At 36.8% G+C, this 20,982-nt stretch carries 24 protein-coding genes; 1 reads left to right on the top strand and 23 read right to left on the bottom strand.

Annotation, left to right across the window (positions count from 1 at the left end):
• Nucleotides 1–45 precede the first annotated feature (45 nt).
• From C406_RS0102860 to C406_RS0102835, 7 genes are all read right to left on the bottom strand, one after another.
• On the bottom strand, nucleotides 46–576 hold the full coding sequence (locus tag C406_RS0102860) for a dihydrofolate reductase family protein (protein WP_017379079.1): 531 nt from the start codon (nucleotides 574–576) through the stop codon (nucleotides 46–48).
• Nucleotides 577–1,129: 553 nt separating this feature from the next.
• Complete coding sequence (locus C406_RS0102855) at nucleotides 1,130–1,429, bottom strand: hypothetical protein (protein WP_017379078.1); 300 nt, start codon at nucleotides 1,427–1,429, stop codon at nucleotides 1,130–1,132.
• A gap of 105 nt (nucleotides 1,430–1,534) precedes the next feature.
• Nucleotides 1,535–1,834, bottom strand: a complete 300-nt coding sequence (locus C406_RS0102850; protein WP_017379077.1) for a hypothetical protein — start codon at nucleotides 1,832–1,834, stop codon at nucleotides 1,535–1,537.
• Nucleotides 1,835–1,891: 57 nt separating this feature from the next.
• Nucleotides 1,892–2,134: a hypothetical protein gene (locus C406_RS0102845; protein WP_017379076.1), complete on the bottom strand. Its 243-nt coding sequence runs from the start codon at nucleotides 2,132–2,134 to the stop codon at nucleotides 1,892–1,894.
• 192 nt (nucleotides 2,135–2,326) lie between these two features.
• Nucleotides 2,327–2,704, bottom strand: a complete 378-nt coding sequence (locus tag C406_RS19260) for a GNAT family N-acetyltransferase (protein WP_337471351.1) — start codon at nucleotides 2,702–2,704, stop codon at nucleotides 2,327–2,329.
• A 9-nt stretch (nucleotides 2,705–2,713) separates the two neighbouring features.
• Nucleotides 2,714–2,890 carry a hypothetical protein gene (locus C406_RS21320; RefSeq protein WP_337471338.1) on the bottom strand — a complete coding sequence of 59 codons (177 nt, stop codon included), beginning with the start codon at nucleotides 2,888–2,890 and terminating at the stop codon, nucleotides 2,714–2,716.
• A gap of 114 nt (nucleotides 2,891–3,004) precedes the next feature.
• Nucleotides 3,005–3,520 (bottom strand): hypothetical protein, encoded by a 516-nt coding sequence (locus C406_RS0102835; RefSeq protein ID WP_017379073.1) that lies wholly within the window; start codon nucleotides 3,518–3,520, stop codon nucleotides 3,005–3,007.
• A gap of 176 nt (nucleotides 3,521–3,696) precedes the next feature.
• On the opposite strand from C406_RS0102835, the gene pssA reads away from it, so the two are divergent.
• Nucleotides 3,697–4,389 (top strand): CDP-diacylglycerol--serine O-phosphatidyltransferase, encoded by a 693-nt coding sequence (pssA, locus tag C406_RS0102830; RefSeq protein WP_017379072.1) that lies wholly within the window; start codon nucleotides 3,697–3,699, stop codon nucleotides 4,387–4,389.
• A 615-nt stretch (nucleotides 4,390–5,004) separates the two neighbouring features.
• Here pssA and C406_RS0102825 read toward each other — a convergent pair.
• The 16 genes from C406_RS0102825 to C406_RS0102750 all read right to left on the bottom strand — a co-directional run bounded on the left by C406_RS0102825 (nucleotide 5,005) and on the right by C406_RS0102750 (nucleotide 20,915).
• The gene (locus C406_RS0102825) at nucleotides 5,005–6,192 is read right to left on the bottom strand and encodes a CaiB/BaiF CoA transferase family protein (RefSeq protein ID WP_017379071.1); all 1,188 of its coding nucleotides are present in this window, start codon (nucleotides 6,190–6,192) and stop codon (nucleotides 5,005–5,007) included.
• Between the two features lie 33 nt (nucleotides 6,193–6,225).
• On the bottom strand, nucleotides 6,226–7,032 hold the full coding sequence (locus C406_RS0102820; RefSeq protein WP_017379070.1) for an enoyl-CoA hydratase/isomerase family protein: 807 nt from the start codon (nucleotides 7,030–7,032) through the stop codon (nucleotides 6,226–6,228).
• Nucleotides 7,025–8,083 carry an acyl-CoA dehydrogenase family protein gene (locus C406_RS0102815; RefSeq protein ID WP_017379069.1) on the bottom strand — a complete coding sequence of 353 codons (1,059 nt, stop codon included), beginning with the start codon at nucleotides 8,081–8,083 and terminating at the stop codon, nucleotides 7,025–7,027. The genes C406_RS0102820 and C406_RS0102815 overlap by 8 nt, the downstream gene beginning before the upstream one ends.
• Nucleotides 8,080–9,234: an acyl-CoA dehydrogenase family protein gene (locus tag C406_RS0102810; RefSeq protein WP_017379068.1), complete on the bottom strand. Its 1,155-nt coding sequence runs from the start codon at nucleotides 9,232–9,234 to the stop codon at nucleotides 8,080–8,082. Before C406_RS0102810 ends, C406_RS0102815 begins: the two co-directional genes overlap by 4 nt.
• 99 nt (nucleotides 9,235–9,333) lie before the next feature.
• A complete protein-coding gene (locus C406_RS0102805; protein ID WP_017379067.1) occupies nucleotides 9,334–9,738 on the bottom strand; it encodes a hotdog fold thioesterase in 405 nt (134 codons plus the stop codon).
• Between the two features lie 17 nt (nucleotides 9,739–9,755).
• Nucleotides 9,756–10,745 carry an NAD(P)H-dependent flavin oxidoreductase gene (locus C406_RS0102800; protein ID WP_017379066.1) on the bottom strand — a complete coding sequence of 330 codons (990 nt, stop codon included), beginning with the start codon at nucleotides 10,743–10,745 and terminating at the stop codon, nucleotides 9,756–9,758.
• Between the two features lie 52 nt (nucleotides 10,746–10,797).
• Entirely contained in the window at nucleotides 10,798–12,939 is a 2,142-nt protein-coding gene (locus C406_RS0102795; protein ID WP_017379065.1) for an acetate--CoA ligase family protein, read from the bottom strand.
• Between the two features lie 26 nt (nucleotides 12,940–12,965).
• The gene (locus tag C406_RS0102790; RefSeq protein ID WP_017379064.1) at nucleotides 12,966–13,370 is read right to left on the bottom strand and encodes a MaoC/PaaZ C-terminal domain-containing protein; all 405 of its coding nucleotides are present in this window, start codon (nucleotides 13,368–13,370) and stop codon (nucleotides 12,966–12,968) included.
• Nucleotides 13,367–13,810 carry a MaoC family dehydratase N-terminal domain-containing protein gene (locus C406_RS0102785; RefSeq protein WP_017379063.1) on the bottom strand — a complete coding sequence of 148 codons (444 nt, stop codon included), beginning with the start codon at nucleotides 13,808–13,810 and terminating at the stop codon, nucleotides 13,367–13,369. Before C406_RS0102785 ends, C406_RS0102790 begins: the two co-directional genes overlap by 4 nt.
• 48 nt (nucleotides 13,811–13,858) lie before the next feature.
• A complete protein-coding gene (locus tag C406_RS0102780) occupies nucleotides 13,859–14,632 on the bottom strand; it encodes an SDR family NAD(P)-dependent oxidoreductase (RefSeq protein ID WP_017379062.1) in 774 nt (257 codons plus the stop codon).
• A gap of 14 nt (nucleotides 14,633–14,646) precedes the next feature.
• On the bottom strand, nucleotides 14,647–15,792 hold the full coding sequence (locus tag C406_RS0102775) for a thiolase family protein (RefSeq protein ID WP_017379061.1): 1,146 nt from the start codon (nucleotides 15,790–15,792) through the stop codon (nucleotides 14,647–14,649).
• 36 nt (nucleotides 15,793–15,828) lie between these two features.
• The gene (locus tag C406_RS0102770) at nucleotides 15,829–16,608 is read right to left on the bottom strand and encodes an enoyl-CoA hydratase/isomerase family protein (protein ID WP_017379060.1); all 780 of its coding nucleotides are present in this window, start codon (nucleotides 16,606–16,608) and stop codon (nucleotides 15,829–15,831) included.
• A gap of 24 nt (nucleotides 16,609–16,632) precedes the next feature.
• On the bottom strand, nucleotides 16,633–17,754 hold the full coding sequence (locus C406_RS0102765) for an acyl-CoA dehydrogenase family protein (RefSeq protein ID WP_017379059.1): 1,122 nt from the start codon (nucleotides 17,752–17,754) through the stop codon (nucleotides 16,633–16,635).
• Between the two features lie 14 nt (nucleotides 17,755–17,768).
• Nucleotides 17,769–18,974, bottom strand: coding sequence for an acyl-CoA dehydrogenase family protein (locus tag C406_RS0102760; RefSeq protein ID WP_237740498.1), 1,206 nt, complete (start codon nucleotides 18,972–18,974; stop codon nucleotides 17,769–17,771).
• Between the two features lie 111 nt (nucleotides 18,975–19,085).
• Nucleotides 19,086–20,390: a TRAP transporter large permease gene (locus C406_RS0102755; protein WP_017379057.1), complete on the bottom strand. Its 1,305-nt coding sequence runs from the start codon at nucleotides 20,388–20,390 to the stop codon at nucleotides 19,086–19,088.
• 3 nt (nucleotides 20,391–20,393) lie between these two features.
• Entirely contained in the window at nucleotides 20,394–20,915 is a 522-nt protein-coding gene (locus tag C406_RS0102750; RefSeq protein ID WP_237740497.1) for a TRAP transporter small permease, read from the bottom strand.
• Nucleotides 20,916–20,982 lie beyond the last annotated feature (67 nt).

Here is a 20,982-nt window from a genome sequence, read left to right as displayed (position 1 = left end):
TTACCTTGATGCAAATCGAGCATTAAAAAAGCTGAACAAAGTTTGTCACTTTTGAACTTCGTAATGAAGTTCGACGAATTGATTGAAACGCCTCGTTCCTTTTAAAGAAAGTTCTAGTTGATAATTGTCTTCTTTAAACAAGGAAATACCTGTTCCAATTAAAGTAGGTGCAACTGTAAGAATAATTTCATCCACTAATTTTTCCTTTATAAAAGGATGTAATAACTCTCCTCCACCAACAATCCAAATATTTTTCCCTTCTTCATTCTTCAGTTTATTTGTAAAATCAACTATATCTTCATTAACAAATTTCACATTCTTGTTTTCACCGTTTACAGATCTCGAAAAAACGAAACATTCTTTATTATATGGAAAATCTTCTGTTTCTTGGTTCAAAATCCAATCGTACGTTTTTCTCCCCATTAATATGGTATCCACAGTTTCATAAAAGTCTGAGTACCCATTATCATCTTCGCCTTCAACTTTAAACAACCAATCTAATGATTCATTTTTTGTCGCAATATATCCATCTAAACTTGTAGCAATAAACGATATTAATTTCCGTTGACTACTCATCATATCCCCATCCTTATAAGTTTTTTCCCATTGAAATAGAGTTGGTCTTATATCCAATTTTTTATATAGAGTGCAAGCATATTAATTTCCACCAAAAACACTTAATCCAAGGGATATTATTCGTGAAATTTTCACCATTATTTCTTGTTTTGAAGCACAGAACTGGCATACATCTTTCTGAACTCTCCTTAATATAGATATGATAGATATAAGCAGGCGCTATCACTATCCGGTTGTATACTATACCAAATCATCCCTACCTTTTCTTTCTTTTCAATTCAACGAATAGTGTATAAGGATTGACCTTCTGAATTTTGTTTATTTGGAAGTAACCCTAACCGGTTTTATGCAATTAAACTGATTATATCACTACTACTTCAAAAAAAATGAATAATCAAACATATCAAGTTGAACTAGTAAGAGGATATCAGTAAATTTTCCGTCTTGAAATATTTATTAATAAACCTAAATTCTATTTAAGGGACTAATCGTATTATTTTATTTTCATAAATCATTTCCTGCTACTTATTGGCATTCAGATTCAGTTCTTATATCAGGACATATTAAGTAAATTCCAATATACAGTGAAGTAACCTACCATCACAATCAAGGAAAATACAGATGCCCATAGTGCATTTTCTCTTATGCTATTTCTCCTTATCGCAGAAAACAGAAAAACCAATAGGTTAGGAGAAGCTCCAATTGCTGAAAAAAATAATAAAAATTTAATTATTTCGATTTTAGGGGGGCGACCAGTTGCTGAGCCAAATCCCATGACAGCAGTAAAGTACATCATAAAATGAAACCCAATTAAAAGGATATTAATTAGCAAATACTCCTTAAACGTTTTCAAAAGTCTTCCTCCTTTTTCATTTCACTATGTTAATAATTAGAGGAAAAATTAACTCTTTTCTATGTAAACTCTTTATACAGCCTGTCCTGATTGTTTCAACCAATATTAGGACACATTAAGCAGATTCCAATATAAAGTAAAGTAACCTACCATTACAATCAATGAAAATACAGATGCCCATAGTGCATTTTCTCTTATGCTTTTTCTCCTTATCAAAGAAAACAGAAATACCAATAGGTTAGGAGACGCTCCAACGCTAGAAAAGAACAGTATAAATTTAATCATTTCACTTTTAGGGGGATGGCCTGTTCCTCCACCAATCCCCATGACGGCGATGAATAACATCACAAAGTGGAAGAAAATTAAAAGGATATTAATTAGCAAATACTCCTTAAACGTTTTCAAAAAACCCCCTCCTTTTTCCTTTCACTTTGTTCGAGTAATTATATGAAAGATTACTAGTTAAATAATGTCTTTTTCTCTATTTAGTCTTTCCACTTCGTTTTCCAAATAATCTTTATTTCCTTCACCAACAATAAATAGAACAGGACAAGCAATGCCATCCAAATCTTTTGTCTCTTCAAATTGGTACCATTCTTCATTCCGTCCCATATAGAGGAACTGCTTCCAATCAGACCTATGTACACGATCAAAGTACTTAACCGATTCTTCATGAATTATCGTTTTTAGTAATGCTGTTTTCACTCCATTCCTCCTTTTCTCCGTATGTTCAATAATTATTACATTCGCTAAAAATGCTTATATCCCTTTAAATACCAATTCATTTTTATGCTTTCACCTCTTGTTACTCTACGGATTTCCTGATATTAAACAAAATAAAAGCAGCCGAATATTTAATTTCGGCTGCTTTTGAATTTAGTATGAAGCAGAGGAGAGTTAATTCTGATTAAATTCATCTTTCAGAACGCCCATTAAAATGGAGTCATAATATTGTCCATTATAAAATATTTCATCCCTGACGATTCCTTCTTGTTTAAATCCTAGCTTTTCATAAGACTTCTTTCCTCTAGTATTGTAAGAATAGACGTTTAAACCTATCCTATGTAAATTTAATATTTCAAATCCGAATTCTAGTAGCAATGACATCGCTTCTGTACCATAACCTTTGCCCCAAAATTCACGATTGAATATAGAGACTCGAACCGCAGAGTTTCGGTTTTTGTGATCGATATCCAACATGGCTATATCTCCGATAGGTTGATCATTTTCCTGCAAACAAATTATTAGATCTACCCTGCTACTGTCTTCTGAGATTTTCTCAAATCATTTTTGAACTCCTAATCGACTAAATACAGTTTGTGTTCCTGTTAGTCTCCTAACCTCCTTGTCCCAAAGAGCTTTAGCATAGAACAAGTCTAGGTCTTCATTTTCTATTGGTCTAAGATAAACTCTTTTACCCTCTAAGAATTTAATCGCTTCGTATTTTTGGGGATCTTTCATGCTAATCACCTTTTCACAATTTATTTCCATGATGTTAAGAAATTGAATTTTCATTAGAGTGGATTTCATACCTTCACTTTTAAGCAACTTAACTTCACAGGTTCATAAATATTTTCATATATCATTTAATACTTCCAGCGTTTCTAAAACATAATCTAGAAAATCTGCAATGTCATCCATATGCTGCTCATTAATTTTATGGTCAAATGTCACTTCAATAATGTCTAGGTAACTTGTCGCTCCTTGTTCATACACGAAGCTCAGTGTCTGAGTTAACTTAGAGTCAAGTTCCCAGATATCTGTTAGTGCTTGCTCTATCTCATTACACTGTTTAGGTACATTTTGAACATGCTTATAAAATCGTAATAATAAAGAACAACCAGGATTTTTATCAGGCTGCTCCAATATCTCCGCTGCTAGTTCTTCTACAGAAGCTTCTAATACAATTTCTGCTGTAACGTCTTGTTGATCGACTAGAGTAAATCGAATGGCAAAATCCCTAGCCATAATGGAAAAATTCATTCGATCCACTCGGTTCGTAATATTAATTTCGTGATTTATATTATCTAAATCATACACATGATTTTCAAATGCTACTTTTAAATTTTCAAAAATTGTTGGATCATACATATATATTCCTCCACTATTATTTCCTTAAGCTTTACCCTATACTAACCTTTACCTAGCTGAAGTAATCAATGTTATAATCAGACAAGCAATACACGATATTAGTATAAAAATTGTTAGATTTCTTTTTCAATGAGTAAACTAACTGTGTACAACTGACTATGTAAGTGAGGTGGAATATGAATATAAAAAAACAGATACCTAATCTTTTTACATTAGGAAATTTATTTTGTGGATTTTTGTCTATTGGCTATGCTGCAAACCATCAATATACAAATGCTGCAGTATTAATTCTCATTGGTATGATGTTAGACAGTATGGATGGCAGAATTGCAAGAATGTTAAATGCTGAAACCCCTTTAGGGAAAGAATTAGACTCTTTGGCCGATATCGTAACTTTCGGTGTGGCTCCAAGTTTTTTGGTATACTACACGATATTTTTCAATAATGGATTTCTTGGTCTCGCTATTTCCGGGTTATTTCCTCTATTTGGAGCTTATAGGTTAGCACGATTTAATACTGCTCCCGAAGACGAGTCCAGTTCTCACTTTACCGGTGTACCCATCACAGCTGCTGGTGGTATATTAGCATTATTAACGTTATTTAATAATCAAATCCCAAGTATCGTAACGACTGTTATTTTTACAGCTTTATCTTTCTTAATGGTAAGTAAACTTAAAATACCTAGCTTAAAAGAGGTTCCTTTACCTAAGTATGGAACCATTGTAACGATATTTTTAGGGGCGCTTTTAGTCTTAGTCAATATTGAATCCTATGGAAGATTCCCTTATTTAATTTACATAGCAACCCCCATCTACATCATTTATGTAGCTTATTGGTTCATCAAGGTAAAAGGTAACAAGGGAAAATGATAAACAGCACGCATATATAACAATTGACACCTTATTATCCACTACTCCTCCTGAGGTGATTAGTAATATTTGATATTTTTATCATTCCTGATTGATTAGGACAATAATTGATTGCACGATAAACTGGAAATCGAAAAAATGAGCGGTGACTAAGTCATCGCTCATTTTTTTGGAGTGGCAGTGGTTATTTGGTTAACTAGAAGTTCTACCTTCGGCACTAGTATTTTGAAATTGGAAACCCAATAATAAATTTGGACATTTACTGGTATATCCATTATCGGGTTTGGATCTAAGCGGACATTTTTAAAGGTAAAAACGTTGTATACAACATTATAAATATAAGATATCTTCTCCACCTCGAAATTAAGGAAAACTAATAAGACCGTTTGGTAGTAAACCAAACGATCAAAATAAAAGCATAACCGTCAAATGAAGTGACTAAATGAGAGTAAAACCATCTTATTCAGTGATAGTTTTTTTATGATTAAAGATTAGAATTGACACGATTAAAGCTAATTACTATATTGTAAACATTAATTCTTTGATTCTAATTCTGACAGCCCCACCGCACATACGAAGTGGATCCTACAAACAACGATGAAGGAAAGCTAATATCTATATAACATGTGTCTCTTTTAACTTTTTTATCTGCTCTTCATTTAACCCTAATAAATCTTTATATACTGACTCCGTGTGTTCCCCCAAATAAGGCGGAGGTAATGTGGTTTCAATATTAAGCCCACTAAATCGCATGGGATTCTTCATTAACTTTACGCTCCCAGCAACTGAATGTTCCATTGTTTCCACCGAGTCGCGGGCAATCACTTGCTTTTGTTCGAGGGCTTGAGCGATATTATTCACTCGACCTGCTGGCACACCAGATTCTTCTAACTTAACTAACCACTCATGTGCTGGTTTCTTTTCTATTATTCGCGTAATTTGCTCAACCAACTCCACTTCGTGGTCTTTACGTACACTATTGGTTACGTAACGACTATCAGTTCCCCATTCTGGATGGCCAAGTAACAGAGCAAATTTCTTGAACATGCCATCATTTCCAACGCAAATCATAATTGGATCATCTTTGCATTGGAACAATTGGTATGGAGTTACATTATTATGTCGATTACCAAGACGTTCTGAAATCATACCAGTATTCAAGTATGCACTTGCTACATTCGCCATGCTACTTACCTGTACATCTAGAAGTGATAAATCAATCGCTTGTCCTTCTCCCGTTAGATCTCTTTGACGAAGTGCGGCAGTCACACTTAAAGCTACATATAATGAAGTTAAAATATCAGCAATCGGAATTCCTACTCTAGTCGCTTCGCCGTCATTCGCTCCCGTCACATCCATCAACCCGCTCATTGCTTGTATAACCGGATCAAAACCCGGATTTTTACTTAACGGTCCAGTATGACCAAACCCGGTAACAGAGCACAGTACTATTCGCGGATTGACATTACGCAATTCTTCATAACCCAGACCGAGTTTTTCCATCGTGCCTGTTTTAAAGTTTTCAACAACAACGTCTGACTTCTTCAGAAGCTCAAGGAACATTTCTTTTCCTTGTTGTTCTTTTAAATTTAAAGTGATTGAACGTTTGTTGCGGTTTGCACTAATATAATAAGTACTCTCGCCGTTTAAGAACGGTCCCCAATCTCGCATACTATCCGTGCCACCTGGTTGTTCGACTCTTATTACATCTGCCCCTAGATCTGCTAACATCACAGCACCAGCAGGAGCAGCATATACACGAGATAAATCAAGGACACGAATATCCTCTAATGGTTTCGTCATAGTTGTTCACTCCTACAGTTCTTGCATTACATATTATTTGAATTTAGCCTTACGTTTTTCTGTAACTGCTTGTACACCTTCTTTAAAGTCATCTAATTCCATTACCAAGCCCATTTTGGACGATATAAAGTCAAGCGAAGAGCGAAGTGGCATTTCCTTACTTTGATAAACAGCACGTTTTGTTAAACGCATTGCTTGCTGTGGTCCCGCAGCGAGACGCTCGGCGTATTTCTGAACATAAGCATCCAACTCATCATCTTCAACTACGAAAGTCACTAACCCCATCTCTTTTGCTTCTTTCGCTTCAAAAATTTCTCCCGTCCAAAGCATATGCAACGCTTGATCAGTTCCCACTAAACGAGGCAAGAAATAGGCTGCTCCATCTCCAGGTACAAGTCCTACTTTTACATAACTTTCAGAAAGTTTTGTAGATGTAGCGGCAATACGAATATCACACATCAATGCCATATCGAGACCTGCCCCGAATGCAATACCATGAACTTTCGCAATGACTGGTTGATCGATTTCTTGTAACAATAGAGGCACGCGTTGGACTTTTTGCCATAATGAGTTCTTACGTTTAAGACCTGTAGAAATACGGTCTTCATCCGTCTTATAAAACCCTCGACCTGCAATCATTTCTTTTATGTCCCCACCTGAACAAAATCCACGTCCATTTCCTTGTACGACAAGTACGCGGATGTCTTCAGAATCGCGAACCGTTTCAAGGGCTTTGATCCAAAGGTCTATCATTTCGCCACTAAATGCATTGATTGAATCGGGACGATTTAGTGTAATTGTTGCAATTCCATTTTCAACGTCAAATAATAAATCAGACATTTACATTCCCTCTTTTCTCATTCGTTATGAATTCCCAAAGTGTTAAATTATTGTCTTCAATATAAGTTTTAGCTAATTTCTTTGCCCAATATGATTCATTACCATAATCTTCTCTCCAAGCCCACAATCTTCTGGAAAGTTGATGAAGTTGGTGTTCATGTGTCATTCCGATTGCTCCATGCAATTGATGTGCAATTCCTGCTACTATTCCTGCAGACTCGGAAATCTTCATTTTTGCTAGAGGCAATTCCTCTTTTATAGTTCCCTCTTGAAAAGCCACGATTGCATAATTAAGAGCTGCTAATACAACTGCCGTTTCGGCTGTAAGTGCTGACAAGTGATGTTGGACCGCTTGAAACTTTCCAATCGGACGGCCAAACTGCTGTCGCTCACCTGCATAAAATACAGACATATCAAGAACTTGCTCCATCGCACCAGACATCATCGCTGATTTTCCGAGAGCAGCTAACGTCATTACTTTTTTGAAAATTTCCTGTTGATCAACATCGAATTGAGTAAGTTTTTCTAAGTTAATTCCATTGAAATGTAAATTATCCAGTGGTTCTCCCGCCAAGTTTTGGTTGGGTTTAACTGTAGCATGTTCAGTAGGTAGAATAGCGATTTTGGCTACACCATTAATTTTACCGATATAAACGACTTTTTTGACATGTCTGCCCCAAGGAACTTGCTTTAACACGATATCACTTGATTTCAAATCATTTTTGAAATTTATAATAAATGATATGGGTTCATATGTCGTTTCAACCTTATATTCAGCCAATAACCAACCTGCAATAATGGTTTCAAAGATTGGAACCGGAGCGGCATATTTACCTGCTAAACGAAGTATCGCAAATCCATCAGTTGCATCTCCGCCTGTTCCACCTAAATCTTCTTCAATTCCAACAGATACAAGTCCTGATTCCACGAGTACATCCCAAAGTTGATCTGACCATTCACCTTTTTCGGATGCGTCAACCAATTCTTTTGTGACATGTTTTTTTAAGATTTTATTTGTTGCGTCTACTATATACTCCAGCATTTCGCTCATTTTGCTAACACTCCTTTTGCTACAATTCCTCGAAGGATTTCAGTCGTTCCTCCGCGCAATGTAAATCCAGGTCCGTGAAGAACTGATTCTGCCATCAATCGATCCATTAATTTTTCGGAAGTAACTGAAGGTGTTGAATCGATTAATAAACGGACCATTTCAGCAACTGCTTGCTCGAATATTGTGCCGAGATCTTTTACTAAAGAAGCCGTTAAGCTAACGTCTTCACCTTTTTCAAGCATCTGTGCAACACCTATTGACATATTCCGTAACGACCACATTCTAGAAACGAGTTGAAGTGCCTGGGCAAGTCCATTAACGTCATTTTGCTCTTTCAAATATTCGACCGCTTCCTGCAATAAAGGAAACGTACTCATAACCCGTTCAGGTCCACTTCTTTCATAAGCAAGCTCTTCCATTCCTTGCTTCCAACCATTCCCAATTACTCCCACGACATATTCATCCGGTACAAAAACATTTTCAAGAAAAACTTCATTGAAATGATGCTCTCCAGTCAAAAATTGAATCGGTTGGATTGTTACACCTTCAGCAGAAAGATCTAAGACGAATTGGCTCATTCCAGCATGACGATTCTTTGCATCAGGTGGGGATGTTCTGCAAAGTGTAATCGCATAGTGTGAATGATGTGCACCAGAAGTCCAAGTCTTCATGCCGTTTATAATCCATCCTCCCTCAACTTTTTCAGCTTTTGTTTTTATAGATGCTAAATCCGAGCCAGAGTTTGGTTCAGAAAGTCCAATAGAGAAATAACACTCTCCTTTTGCAATTTTTGGTAAGAAGAATTTCCTTTGTTCTTCAGTCCCAAACTTCAAAAAAAGTGGACCAGATTGTCGGTCCGCAAACCAATGCGATGCAACTGGTGCACCTATTGCTAGTAATTCTTCCGTCACTATGTAACGATCGAGTGCGGAACGTTCTTGCCCACCATACTTTTTAGGCCATGTGATCCCAATCCACCCTTGTTTACCCAGATTTTTAGAGAATTCAGAGGAGTATCCACTCATCCAGGAATCTGCATGAGTTATGAAAGAACCCATACTTCGTTCTCTTTCTAAAAAATTTCTTACTTCTTTTCTAAATTGATTTTGGGCACGTGTAAAAGTCACAACAGGTAAATCTAGTTTCTTCATTTCTTTACTCCTTATTATTAAGAATTTTTAATTTTAAAACGTTTGAAATCGCAAATGCTAAAAGTGAAATAAAGAGAAATTCTTTTAAAAGACAATATATTAATCTCTAAATAACTTAAAAGTTCCAATTCCTTTTGCTAGCGTTTTTCCTTGTTCATCATATATTTCGCCTTCTGCAGTGGCAATTCGATATCCATGTTGAACGATATTGGCTTTTGCATATATAGATCCACTCATTGAAGGAGCAAGATAATTAATGTTTAAATTAATGGTTGCACATCGAGTTTTAGAAGTCACTCTTGTCACCATTCCGAGTACCTGGTCCAGCATGGCTGCGTGAACCCCTCCATGCAAGGTATTATTCACATTCAAGAACTCTTCATTTATTGGTAGTTTCAATAAAACCATATTTTCTTGGAATTCGATGATTTCATAACCTATATATGAAAAGAATCTACTTTTTTCGAAGCTTTCACGTATATCCTGTATGATCGGTTGCACCATACTCACCACCTTCTGTTTCAATTTCCACTCAATAATGGTTCTTTAGCATGAGCAATAGCTGCCTTTGCTTCATTATAAGAACAGCGAAGTTCTTTAATAATTTTTGATACGGATTCTACTTTCTTTACATCTCCAACACCTTGGCCCGCTCCCCAAATATCTTTCCAAGCTTTTGCTTGAGGGTTATTAACAGAAGAAAAATTGATTTCCTTCTTTTCTTCTAAATTACAAGGATCTAAACCTGCTCTTACTATACTTGGAATCAGATAATTCCCTTTAATCCCACTGAATGCATCGGTGTATAAGACATCTTCAATCGTCGAGTTAATGACCATATCTTTATATGCATCCGCTGCCATACTTTCTTCAGATGCAATAAACCTTGAGCCCATATAAACAAAGTCTGCTCCTAATACTTCAGCTGCTAGTATGTCTTGACCTTTTGATATTCCTCCAGCCAAAATAATGAGTCCATCCCACAATTCTCTGACTTCATGAATAAAGGAAATAGGATTCAAAATCCCCGCATGTCCACCCGCTCCGTTGGAGACAAGAATCAGGCCATCCGTCCCTTTTTCAATAGCCTTTTTAGCAAATTTCATATTTATGACATCCGATAAAACAGTACCTCCATACTCATGTACAACTTTCACGACTGGACTCGGATCTCCTAGTGAAGTGATGACAATGGGTGGTTGATATTTTTTTACCAGTTCAAGATCTTCTACATATCTTTTGTTTGTACGGTGACTAATAAAATTGACCGCCCATGGTGCGATGTTTTTATTCGGGTTATTTTTCTTTAATTCATCCAGTGCAGTGGTAATCTGAATCATCCACTCTTCTAGAACTTCTTTTGTTCGGGCATTTAGAGCCGGAAATGAGCCGACAATTCCCCCTTCGCAAGCTTTAATTACCATTTGTGGATTTGAAATTAAAAACATTGGAGCCATAATAACCGGTAACTCCAAAGAATTTTTAAGATTATCTATCTTTTTTTTTGTCATGGAATCTGTTCTCCTTATTCATTTTAGTAAAGAAAAAGTACGATTTTTATACTTAATTGACTTCAAACGAATTAATTAAGTGCAATTCCTTTTCACTTTTTTGTTCACCCACTATCAATGCATCTACTGCTGTTACTCCCATACCTTCTTCATGGACAATTAAAGGGTTGATATCAAACTCTATCAAATTATCTTTTTTATCTACACAAAGTTCAGAAATGCGGACCATCGTTTCTACCAATGCTTTTATGTCATATTTCACTTTACCTCGAACACCTTCTAGAATCGGATAGCTCTTGATTGACTGAACCATCTTTAATGCTGTTTCCTCCGTCAGTGGAGTTGGCATGACAACGACATCTTTCATCACCTCCACAAATATCCCTCCAAGTCCAAACATGATGCATGGGCCAAAAACTTCATCTTGCACTGCGCCAATAATGACTTCAACGCCTTTCGGCGACATTTCTTCTAATAAAATACTTTCTAGCTTTTTGTCATCACAATAGTTTTGTTTATTGTTTAAAATATCCTTATAGGCCTGTTCTGCTTCTTCCAAAGAATTGATGTTCAATTTAACTAATCCATAATCGCTTTTATGCGCAATATCCGAAGAAACAGCCTTCATGACAACAGGAAACTTAAGATCAAGATCTTTTAAATCGGCTTCGCTGTGAACAAGATTTCCAATAGGAACAGCAACACCATATTGTTTAAGCAATGACTTGCTTTCCCATTCATTCATGATGCCCGTGATTTTCGTCGTATGTTCTTTGGTTATTCTTGGATTACTGTCTTTTACTGAAACTTTTTGTACTATTTTTCTATAGTAATGCATGACATTTGCTACAGCATCGATGGTTCTCGTAGGATTCGGAATCCAGCAGATGTCTTTATGTTTGAACAAAATTTCTTTAGTGCTTGATTGTATGCCCGACCAGCAGAGTACCAATATTTTATCTGCATTTTGAGACAGCTTCTCTAATTCTGACAAGATCGGCAAGAATCGATCGTCTGTCATTTGCAAATAGATCAATACTGACTCCACACCATCATCTTCAAGAACAATTTTTACAGCATCCACAATTTGATCGGGAGTTTGATTGACTTGAGCGGTAGTATCCACCGGGTTTTTTACTGATGCAAACTTCGGGAGTGCTTTTAACAATGCTTCTTTCGTCTCGCTCGATAATTCTGCCAGAGGAATATTCCTTACTTCACACTGATCAGCCATAATGATTCCTGCTCCACCTGATTGAGTGACAATGGCTACACCCCCGGATTTTTTGGGTTTTGAAGTTTTAGTAAACACATTTAATGTATCGGTCAACTCTTCTTCATTTAATACACGTACTACATTGTTATTTTTAAAATAGTTTTCATAAACTTCTGCATTACCTGCAAGAGATGCCGTATGGGAACTGGCTGCTTCCGCACCCTTTGCTGAATTTCCAACCTTCATCAACACTAAAGGTTTATTTTTCTCCTGGCATACTTTGATTGCTTTTTCCATTTTTAAGAAGTCTCTTGCACCTTCCAAATAACCACCGATTACTTTTACTTCTTCTTCCTCAGCGAAATAGTTTACGTAGTCAAAGAAATCGACACTGGTTTCATTGCCGCTGGAAACGAAATATTGAAATCCTAGTCCCGTTTCTTTGGCGAGGGTATACGTGAGGGAACCCAATGCGCCACTTTGTGTAATGAATGCGACGGGATCATAATCGCCAAACTTCAAACTTGAAAATGAAACAATCGTCTTTTCTTTAAAATTTGTTAACCCTAGGCAGTTGGGACCACAAATTGGTATGTTGTTATTTTTGGAAAAATCGGATAATTCTTTTTCCAACTGTGCTCCTTTTTCACCAATTTCCGAATAACCCGAACTAAGGATTACAACACTGTTCACTTTTTTTGCATGAAGTTCTTCTAGTATTCCTTGCACTTTGGACGAGTTTACTGAAATAAGTGCAAGGTCAATATTTGAAGGTAGGCTTTGAATATCTTTATAACAAGGATATCCAGCGATTTCTTCATATTTCGAATTGACTAAGTATACTTCTCCCTCATAACCGACTTCTCTTAAATTTGAGACCGGCTTGTGACTGATTTTGCTTGTGTCTCCCGATGCTCCTATAATGGCAATCGATTTCGGTGAAAACATTGGTTTTAGTGAATGAGTTTGTTCGGGCAAAATAAACCCTCCTCTTAGATTATCAGTCATTTCTGTTCAATCCTTGTTTCTCCTTTAACGACTATATCTCCATTTTGGTTTTTCGCAGTTATATTGAATTGGACCTCGTTATTCATTAATTCTTTCTGCTCCGCTTCACATGAGATTGTATCTCCAGGCCTAACTATTGCCCTGAACTGTACTTTTAACGTCTTTACATCCCCTAGATTTCCAGCAATTTTTTCTGCAAATTGTCCCAAAAATCCCATCGAGAGCATGCCATGAGCGATAACTCCGCCAAGAGGAGATATCCCTGCAAATTCTTCATCAATATGAATTGGATTAAAATCACCGGATGCCCCTGCATATTGTGCAAGTTGAACACGAGTAATAGGACTTTTTATTAACTCAGGAACAGCAGTTTTCTCGTAAACCTTTTTGAACGTTGTCATGTCCGCTTATCCTCTCTTACTATGAATGTTGACCTTTCCGTAAATAGCTTTTTGTCCGCTTCATCGTATCCTTCTCGATCCCTGATAATGAAAGTCATCATGCCGTTCTTACCTTTTTTCTCATATACATCTGCCACTTTTTCAACTAGCTTTATTCGTTCGCCAGCATAAAAACGGCGTTCATAATGATATTCCTGTTCTCCGTGTAGTAGCCGGTTTTTATCCAGATTTTTAAACCATTCCTGTATCTTACCTCTGAATGTCGTCGGAAATGTCAGTGGAGCTAGAAGTGAAGGATATCCTTTTTGCTTTGCATATTCCTCATTGTGATAAACAGGATTGTCATCCTCAATCGCTGTTGCAAACTTGCGGATAGCCCCTTTTTCAACCTCGTGATACTCAGGTTCATTTTCTTTTCCAATAATATTTCGATCGATCATTTTTTCACCTCTTTTGATAAAGTAGGAACGCCTGCAGTGGAGAATTTTCTAAACTCCGATATGATAGCCCCCAGAAATATTCAATACGTGACCAGTTATGTAATTCGCACCTGGAGATGAAAGAAACATAATACCCGGTACAACATCATCTGTTAGCGCGAATCGATTTAACACGATTTTATTTTTATAGACATCTTCAAATTTCTCTGTCCTGATGATTTCAGTCATTCTTGTTTCAACAATCCCAAATGCAACAGCGTTGGATTGGATTCTGTATTTCCCCCATTCTCTTGCGGTCGACATAGTCATGCCGACAACACCTGCTTTTGCAGCTGAGTAATTAATTTGACCGATTGAACCTGTCAAACCTGCAACAGAAGTAATATTGATAATTTTACCATTAGACAATGCATCAGGATTTTGTTTTCCGCGTTCTTTAAAAATAGGTGCCACTGCCCGTATACAGTTAAAAACACCTTTCATTCCTACATCCACGACAAGATCCCATTGTTCATCTGTCATTTTATCAATCATCGCAGGTCTCGTTACGGCGGCATTATTGACCAGAATATTTACTGTTCCATATTGTTGTACCGCCTTTTTGACCAATTGTTCTGCTGTCTCTCGTTCGGCTACACTTCCGATAACAGCTAATGCTTCTCCACCGTCTTTTTTTATCTCCTCGACAACTAAATTAGCGACTTCTTCATCTAAATCATTAATTATCACTTTTGCTCCAGCTCGAGCCATTTCTAATGCCAATGAACGGCCAATCCCTCGTCCTGATCCTGTTATAATGGCTACTTGATTATCGAATTGCATATGATTCCTCCTAATCAAAATCTTTCTATAATCGTTGCGGTTGCCATTCCTCCACCCGCACACATCACTTGAAGTCCATATCTTTTATCCATGTCTTCAAGTTCATGCAGCAAAGTCGTCATGAGTCTAGCTCCACTTGCCCCTGTAGGATGGCCAAGCGCAATTGCGCCGCCGCGCGGATTCACTTTACTCTCTTCTGCTCCAAGCTCTTTCATCCAAGCAAGCGTTACAGCCGCAAATGCTTCATTACATTCAAAAACGTCAATATCGTCAACAGTTAAACCGATTTTATCAAGTATTTTCTTTGTAATGGCGATAGGTCCGGTAAGCATCATCGTCGGGTCTGACCCGATAACTTCACGGGCAATGATTCTTGCTCTTGGCTTCAATCCGAGAGATTCCGCTTTTTCTCTGGACATGATTAAAACAGCGGCAGCTCCATCACTGATCTGACTTGAATTTCCAGCAGTAACTTTACCTTCCGAAAGAAAAACCGGTTTCAATTCCGCTAATTTTTCTATCGTTGTTTGAGATCGAATTCCTTCATCTAAAGCAACTTGAATTTTCTTCCCATCTTTATCTACTTCAATTGGAATAATTTCTCTCTGAAAGTGTCCAGCTTGTCTTGCTTTTTCCGCCAATTGATGGCTTCGATATGAGTATTCATCCAAATCTTTACGTGAAATTCCCCATTTGTCTGCAATTCTTTCAGCTGATTGACCTTGCGGGATAATCTCATATAAATTAGTTAATTCTTTTGGCTCTTCCACTTTGTCAGTACCAAGTGGGTGTCTACTCATATTTTCGATTCCCGCTGCGATGACAACATCGTAATCACCTGCAAGTATTCCTTGAGCAGCTTGATGTACGGCGTGATGCGAAGAACTGCATTTCCTGTTCAAGGTCATAGCCGGTGTATGTTCGGAAAGACCTGCCATCAACGTTGCTAGTCTCGCAATATTGTTACCTTGTTCTTGATTTTGAGTAACGCATCCCACAATGACATCTTCCACTGCGTCCGACGAAATTCCACTTCGCTCCATCAATCCTTTAAGCACCGCAGTCAACATATATTCAGGTCTAGTTTCAGAAAATACACCATTGCGTCTTCCTATTGGCAATCGCACCGCTTCAATAATCACTGCTTCTCTACTTGACATCCTATCTCTCCTCGATTCAATATATTTTAGAATTACTTATTTTCCTTCAAAAACAGGTTTTCTCTTTTCTTTAAATGCTAGAATACCTTCAGCATGATCGTCTGTCTGTTGCAAAATAGATTGTGCGTAATTTTCATATTCCACCGTTCCTGCCAAGCTTTGATTAGCCGTTTTCGAAATGATGGTTTTCACAAATTGCATGGTCTGCGCTGGTCCTTTTGCTAAACCTTCCGCAAAGAGAACTGATTCTGCAAAAACTTGTCCTTTAGGAAATATCCGGTTCACAATTCCTAAATTTTGTGCTTGATTAGAGGAAAGCATTTCCCCTGAGAAAATTAACTCTTTTGCTTTCCAAGGTCCTACCATTCGGGGAAGATAATATAGTGCACCACAATCAGGTATCAATCCGACTTTTGAAAAACTAAGTCCAAACTTTGACTCTTCATCAGCAAATATGATATCCGACGCCAATGCCAAACTGAATCCTGCTCCAACGGCATAACCAGTAACTGATGCAATAATCGGCTTTCGAAACGCTTCCATCCTGATTGCAATCCGACTGGTAATATTGATTTTTTCGACCGACTCCAACGTTGTCCGACTTCCCATGCCTTTTATGTCTCCTCCAGCACAGAAGGTAGTGCCTTCTCCGGAAATAATTACGATTTTCACTTCCGGATCTTCTTCTGCCAAATCCAATGAAGTTAGCAACCCTTTTTTTATTTCTGTGGAGAGAGCATTGCGAGATTTTGGCTCATTTAATTTTATTAATCCAACACCATTTTCTACTGAATAATTCACGCTAATATTTTTCATCTAACCTCCTCCTAAATTGTGCAGTTAACTATAAACTTTCTCGACATTTCCACTAATTATTGCAGTCTTTCCGTCTATTAAATAGGATGCAACTTTTTCACGTTCTTCGTAAGGAGTCTTACACATATTGGCCAGACGATACGCACGTTTTAAATAGAAATGCAGGTCATGCTCCCAAGTAAATCCAACAGCCCCATGAATTTGAATTGAATTCTCTACAATTCGAATCGCAGCATCCGAAGAATATGCCTTTGAAATTGTAGAGATAATTTCATGGTCTTCTCCCTCATTTTCGACTGTCCATGCACCATACTCGATAGAAACTTTAGAGCTTTCACACAGCAAATGCATATCCGCCAACATATGTTTAAGAGCTTGGAATTTCCCTATTTCTACACCAAATTGTTTTCTTTCTTTCGTGTAATTCAATGTCATTTCCAATGTTTCTTCAGAAATCCCTAGCAGTTCTGCTGCGATAAGCAAATCAGCTACACGGTAAAAATCATGTAAATCCAATTTGATTAATCGGATGGAATCTCCATCAATTTTTGTGCCCTTGAGATTCAGTTCAAATAATGGATAAGTTAAATCCTGTGTTTTCGTATTTCTTAACTTGGATTTGAAACTATCTGTTTTAATTATTAATACTTGATCTGTTTCATCTTCTCTTTTTTTCTTTATTGGAACGAGTATTTGATCTGATTCATCGGCAAATGGGATAGATTTAATAACACCATCTACATACTGATTTTCATGATCAACTTTAAAATCCAAATCCTCTTTCCATCCAATTGTTGCGATTTTCTCACCTGACTCCAAATCATCAATATCTTTAGAATCTGCTGTTGTTTCCTTCAAAACATATAAAGCCATCAATTGTTCAATTAGAGGAAATGAAAGCAACCGCCTTCCTGCTTCACTTACCAAAATAGTACAAAGCATTAAATTTACGTCCCTCTGTTTAACAGGATTCAGCATTCCTAATAAACTTTGATCACTCAGAAATTTTCGGACTTGTTCATTTATTTTTCTTTCTTCTGTAGCCTTTCGAAGCACACTTGATGGATAGAATTTCTTGAACGCTTTATTGATGGTACTTTGCATTAAACTCTCTTCAAACTCCAGTTCGAATTTGAATTTCTCCATCTTTTCAACCCCTTTCATCTAGGTAGACCCAAGACTTTTTCCGCTATGATATTTCTTTGTATTTGGCTAGTACCTGCATAGATGATCTCGCCTCTCGTCGTAAAGTAAATGTTTGTAAAATGATCAGCAGATGGAGAATCTTCTTCCGCCAAATAAACATTTTCGCCTTGTACTTCCATGAGCAAGTTGCCTATTCGAGCGCGCATTTCAGACCAATAAAGCTTTTGCAGTGACATTTCAGGCCCCAGTTTCCCATTGTTATTTATATAGTCACTAATTGTTTTCAGACTGTGATATCGCATGATTCTTAATTCTAAAAATGATTGAGCAAACTTCTGTCTGAAATAGTGATTGCCTTGAAGTTCATCACCTCCAGGTAGTTTTTTATCTTCTACATATTCCACTGCTTTCTCAAACTCAGTTTGAAATCTTGCCTGTCTTCCCAAAGCCAAAATTCCTCTTTCAAATGAAAGAGTGGTCATTGCAACTTTCCATCCATTATTTAATTCACCAATATAGTGATCCTTTGGAATTCTTACATTATCAAAAAAGATTTCATTAAAATCCGCTTCACCTGTTATCTTTCTGATTGGTCTTACAGAGACCCCTTCAGCTTCCATAGGGACAAGAAAATAAGTAATTCCTTTATGTTTCGGTGCGGAAAAATCCGTGCGCGCCAAGACAAAACACCAATTTGCATTTTGTGCTTCTGTTGTCCACACTTTTTGCCCTGTAATTACCCATTCATCGCCTTCGAGTTCAGCCCTCGTTTGAAGAGCAGCCAGATCAGAACCTGCATTGGGCTCAGAGAAACCTTGGCACCAGATATCTTCACTTTTCACAAGCCGTGGCAGAAAGTATTTTTTTTGCTCTTCCGTTCCGTAATTAAGTAACGTCGGTCCGAGCAAAATTTTCCCAAGAAAATTATACCCACGAGGAGCATCTATCCTTCCAGCCTCCTCTTCAAAGATCATTTCTTTCAAGACACTTTCTCCTCTGCCGCCATACTCTTTTGGCCAGGAGATACCTGAATAACCCCCTTCGTGCAATTTTTTGTCCCACGATTTCGAAAATTCAATGTACCGTTCATCATCCGATCTCCGATTAGCATAATGATGCCACCAATCAGGTATAGCTGTTTTCAGCCACTCTCTTGTCTGATTTCTATATTTTTCTAATTCTTCTGAAAATTTAATGTCCACTTTTTCCACCACTCTCATTTTATTTAGCTGCTTTTACTATCGAAAACAACTTTATAAGGTATGTATTTTCCCTCGATGGTGGAGAAGTCTCGAAAATAGACGACACCAATATCCATTTTATTTACTCGATTAATACATATTATTCGGCAAATATAGTGCAATCTCTGGAAATAGATATAAAATTACTATTAGCAATACGATTGGAATCATAAATATAGCCGCGCCTTTAAATATATCCTCTAAAGATAATTCAGGTGCCGCACCTTTAAGAACAAAGCAATTCATTCCAATAGGAGGTGAAATCATAGCAAGTTCCATTACTAAAACTATTATTACTCCGAACCAAATTAGATCCATTTCCATAGAAATAATTAGTGGTAAAATAATTGGTAATGTTACTACTACCATGGCAAGAGAATCCATTATGGCACCAAGTAAAACATACATTAGGACAATTATTCCGAAAAGAGCAAATGGCGGCAAAGACAATCCATTAAGGAAATCTGATAATAAAAATGGGATTTTAGTAATTATTAAAAAGTAATTTAATAGAAACGCCATTATAATAATGGCAAATAAAAATCCCGTGGTTTTTAAAGTTGAAGATAGTGCTTCAATAAATGAATTCAAAGTGAGTTTTCTTCTTATCAAAGCAATAATTAAAGTTAAAAATGCTCCCACACCTGCTGCTTCTGTTGGATTAAATAAACCAATATACATACCGCCTACTACACTTGCGAATAATAGAAGTATCCATATTGTGGTTTTTAATGAGATAAACTTTTCCTTCCAAGTTACTCTTTCTTTTATAGAAGGAGCTAGTTGTGGTTTGATTAATACAACAATGTAGACAGTTGCAAGATAAAACACCATAAGAAGGATACCCGGAATGATACCCGCTACTAGTAATTGACCAATTGATTGTTCTGTCATCATTCCATAAATGATAAAAAGAGTACTAGGAGGAATTAAAACTCCTAATGTCCCACCTGCAATAATAGAGCCGCCGGTAAGAGACTTGTTATAGCCTGAGTTAAGCATCTCTTTAGATGCAATAACGCCCATGGTAGCTGTATTTGCTAAGCTAGATCCTGATGCTGCAGCAAATAAAGCGGATGAACCAATAGTTGCCATAGCTAAACCGCCTCTTAATCTACTTAACCAAGTTCTAAAAGTTGTAAATAATTCTCCACTTATTCCACAGACATATAATAATTCTCCCATCAAAACAAACATTGGAATTGTACTTAACGTGTAACTAAAACTATGATTCCAAATAATTGTTTCAACAGCAGTCGTTAATGTATTCCAATCTCTTAAGTAAAGAATTCCGAGAAATGTTGGTACTACCATTGAAATAGCAATAGGAAATCTTAGAAACATTAGAATTAACATTAATATAATCCCGAGTAAACCGACTATCTCAACTGACATTTTCTAGACCTCCTTCCGCGAATCCTGGTTTGTTTGAAAGATTGAAACAATAAGAATGACTAGTTTCAATAGTCCTTGTAACCCCCACATTATAAAACCTAGAACAATAATATAATCAATTGGATAATAAGGGATATTCAAAAGACCTGTACTTAACTGCATATGATTTTGATGGTTTAATGCAACTTCAATGTAAATATAACCAATTGTTATCGTAACCAACGTCGTCAATAAATTAGCAAAAAAGTCAAAAATCTTCTGTACTCTTAGAGGAAATCTATCTACGATTATTCCAATAGCAATATGACTACCAGCCTGTTCCGTATACGCTAAACCACACATAATTAATACGACCATACCTAATTGCACAAGTTCTATGTCTCCGATTATAGGAGTAAATAACCATCTGTTAATAACACCAAACGTAATAAAAAGCATCATTGAAGCCATTACTAATAAAGCGATATACCTGGTAAAGCGTGTCGCAGTGTTAATGACACTTATAAATATTTTCAATTTTATCACCTCTGTTATATTGTAAAACGGATACTCCTAACCTTATATAAAAAAGGTTAGAAGTACATATTTTAAA

The organism is Paenisporosarcina sp. TG-14 (assembly GCF_000297555.1).
GTDB classification, from domain to species: Bacteria; Bacillota; Bacilli; order Bacillales_A; family Planococcaceae; genus Paenisporosarcina; species Paenisporosarcina antarctica.
Note: the sequence above shows the minus strand (reverse complement) of the source record. Positions and strands in the feature narration are given on the sequence as shown.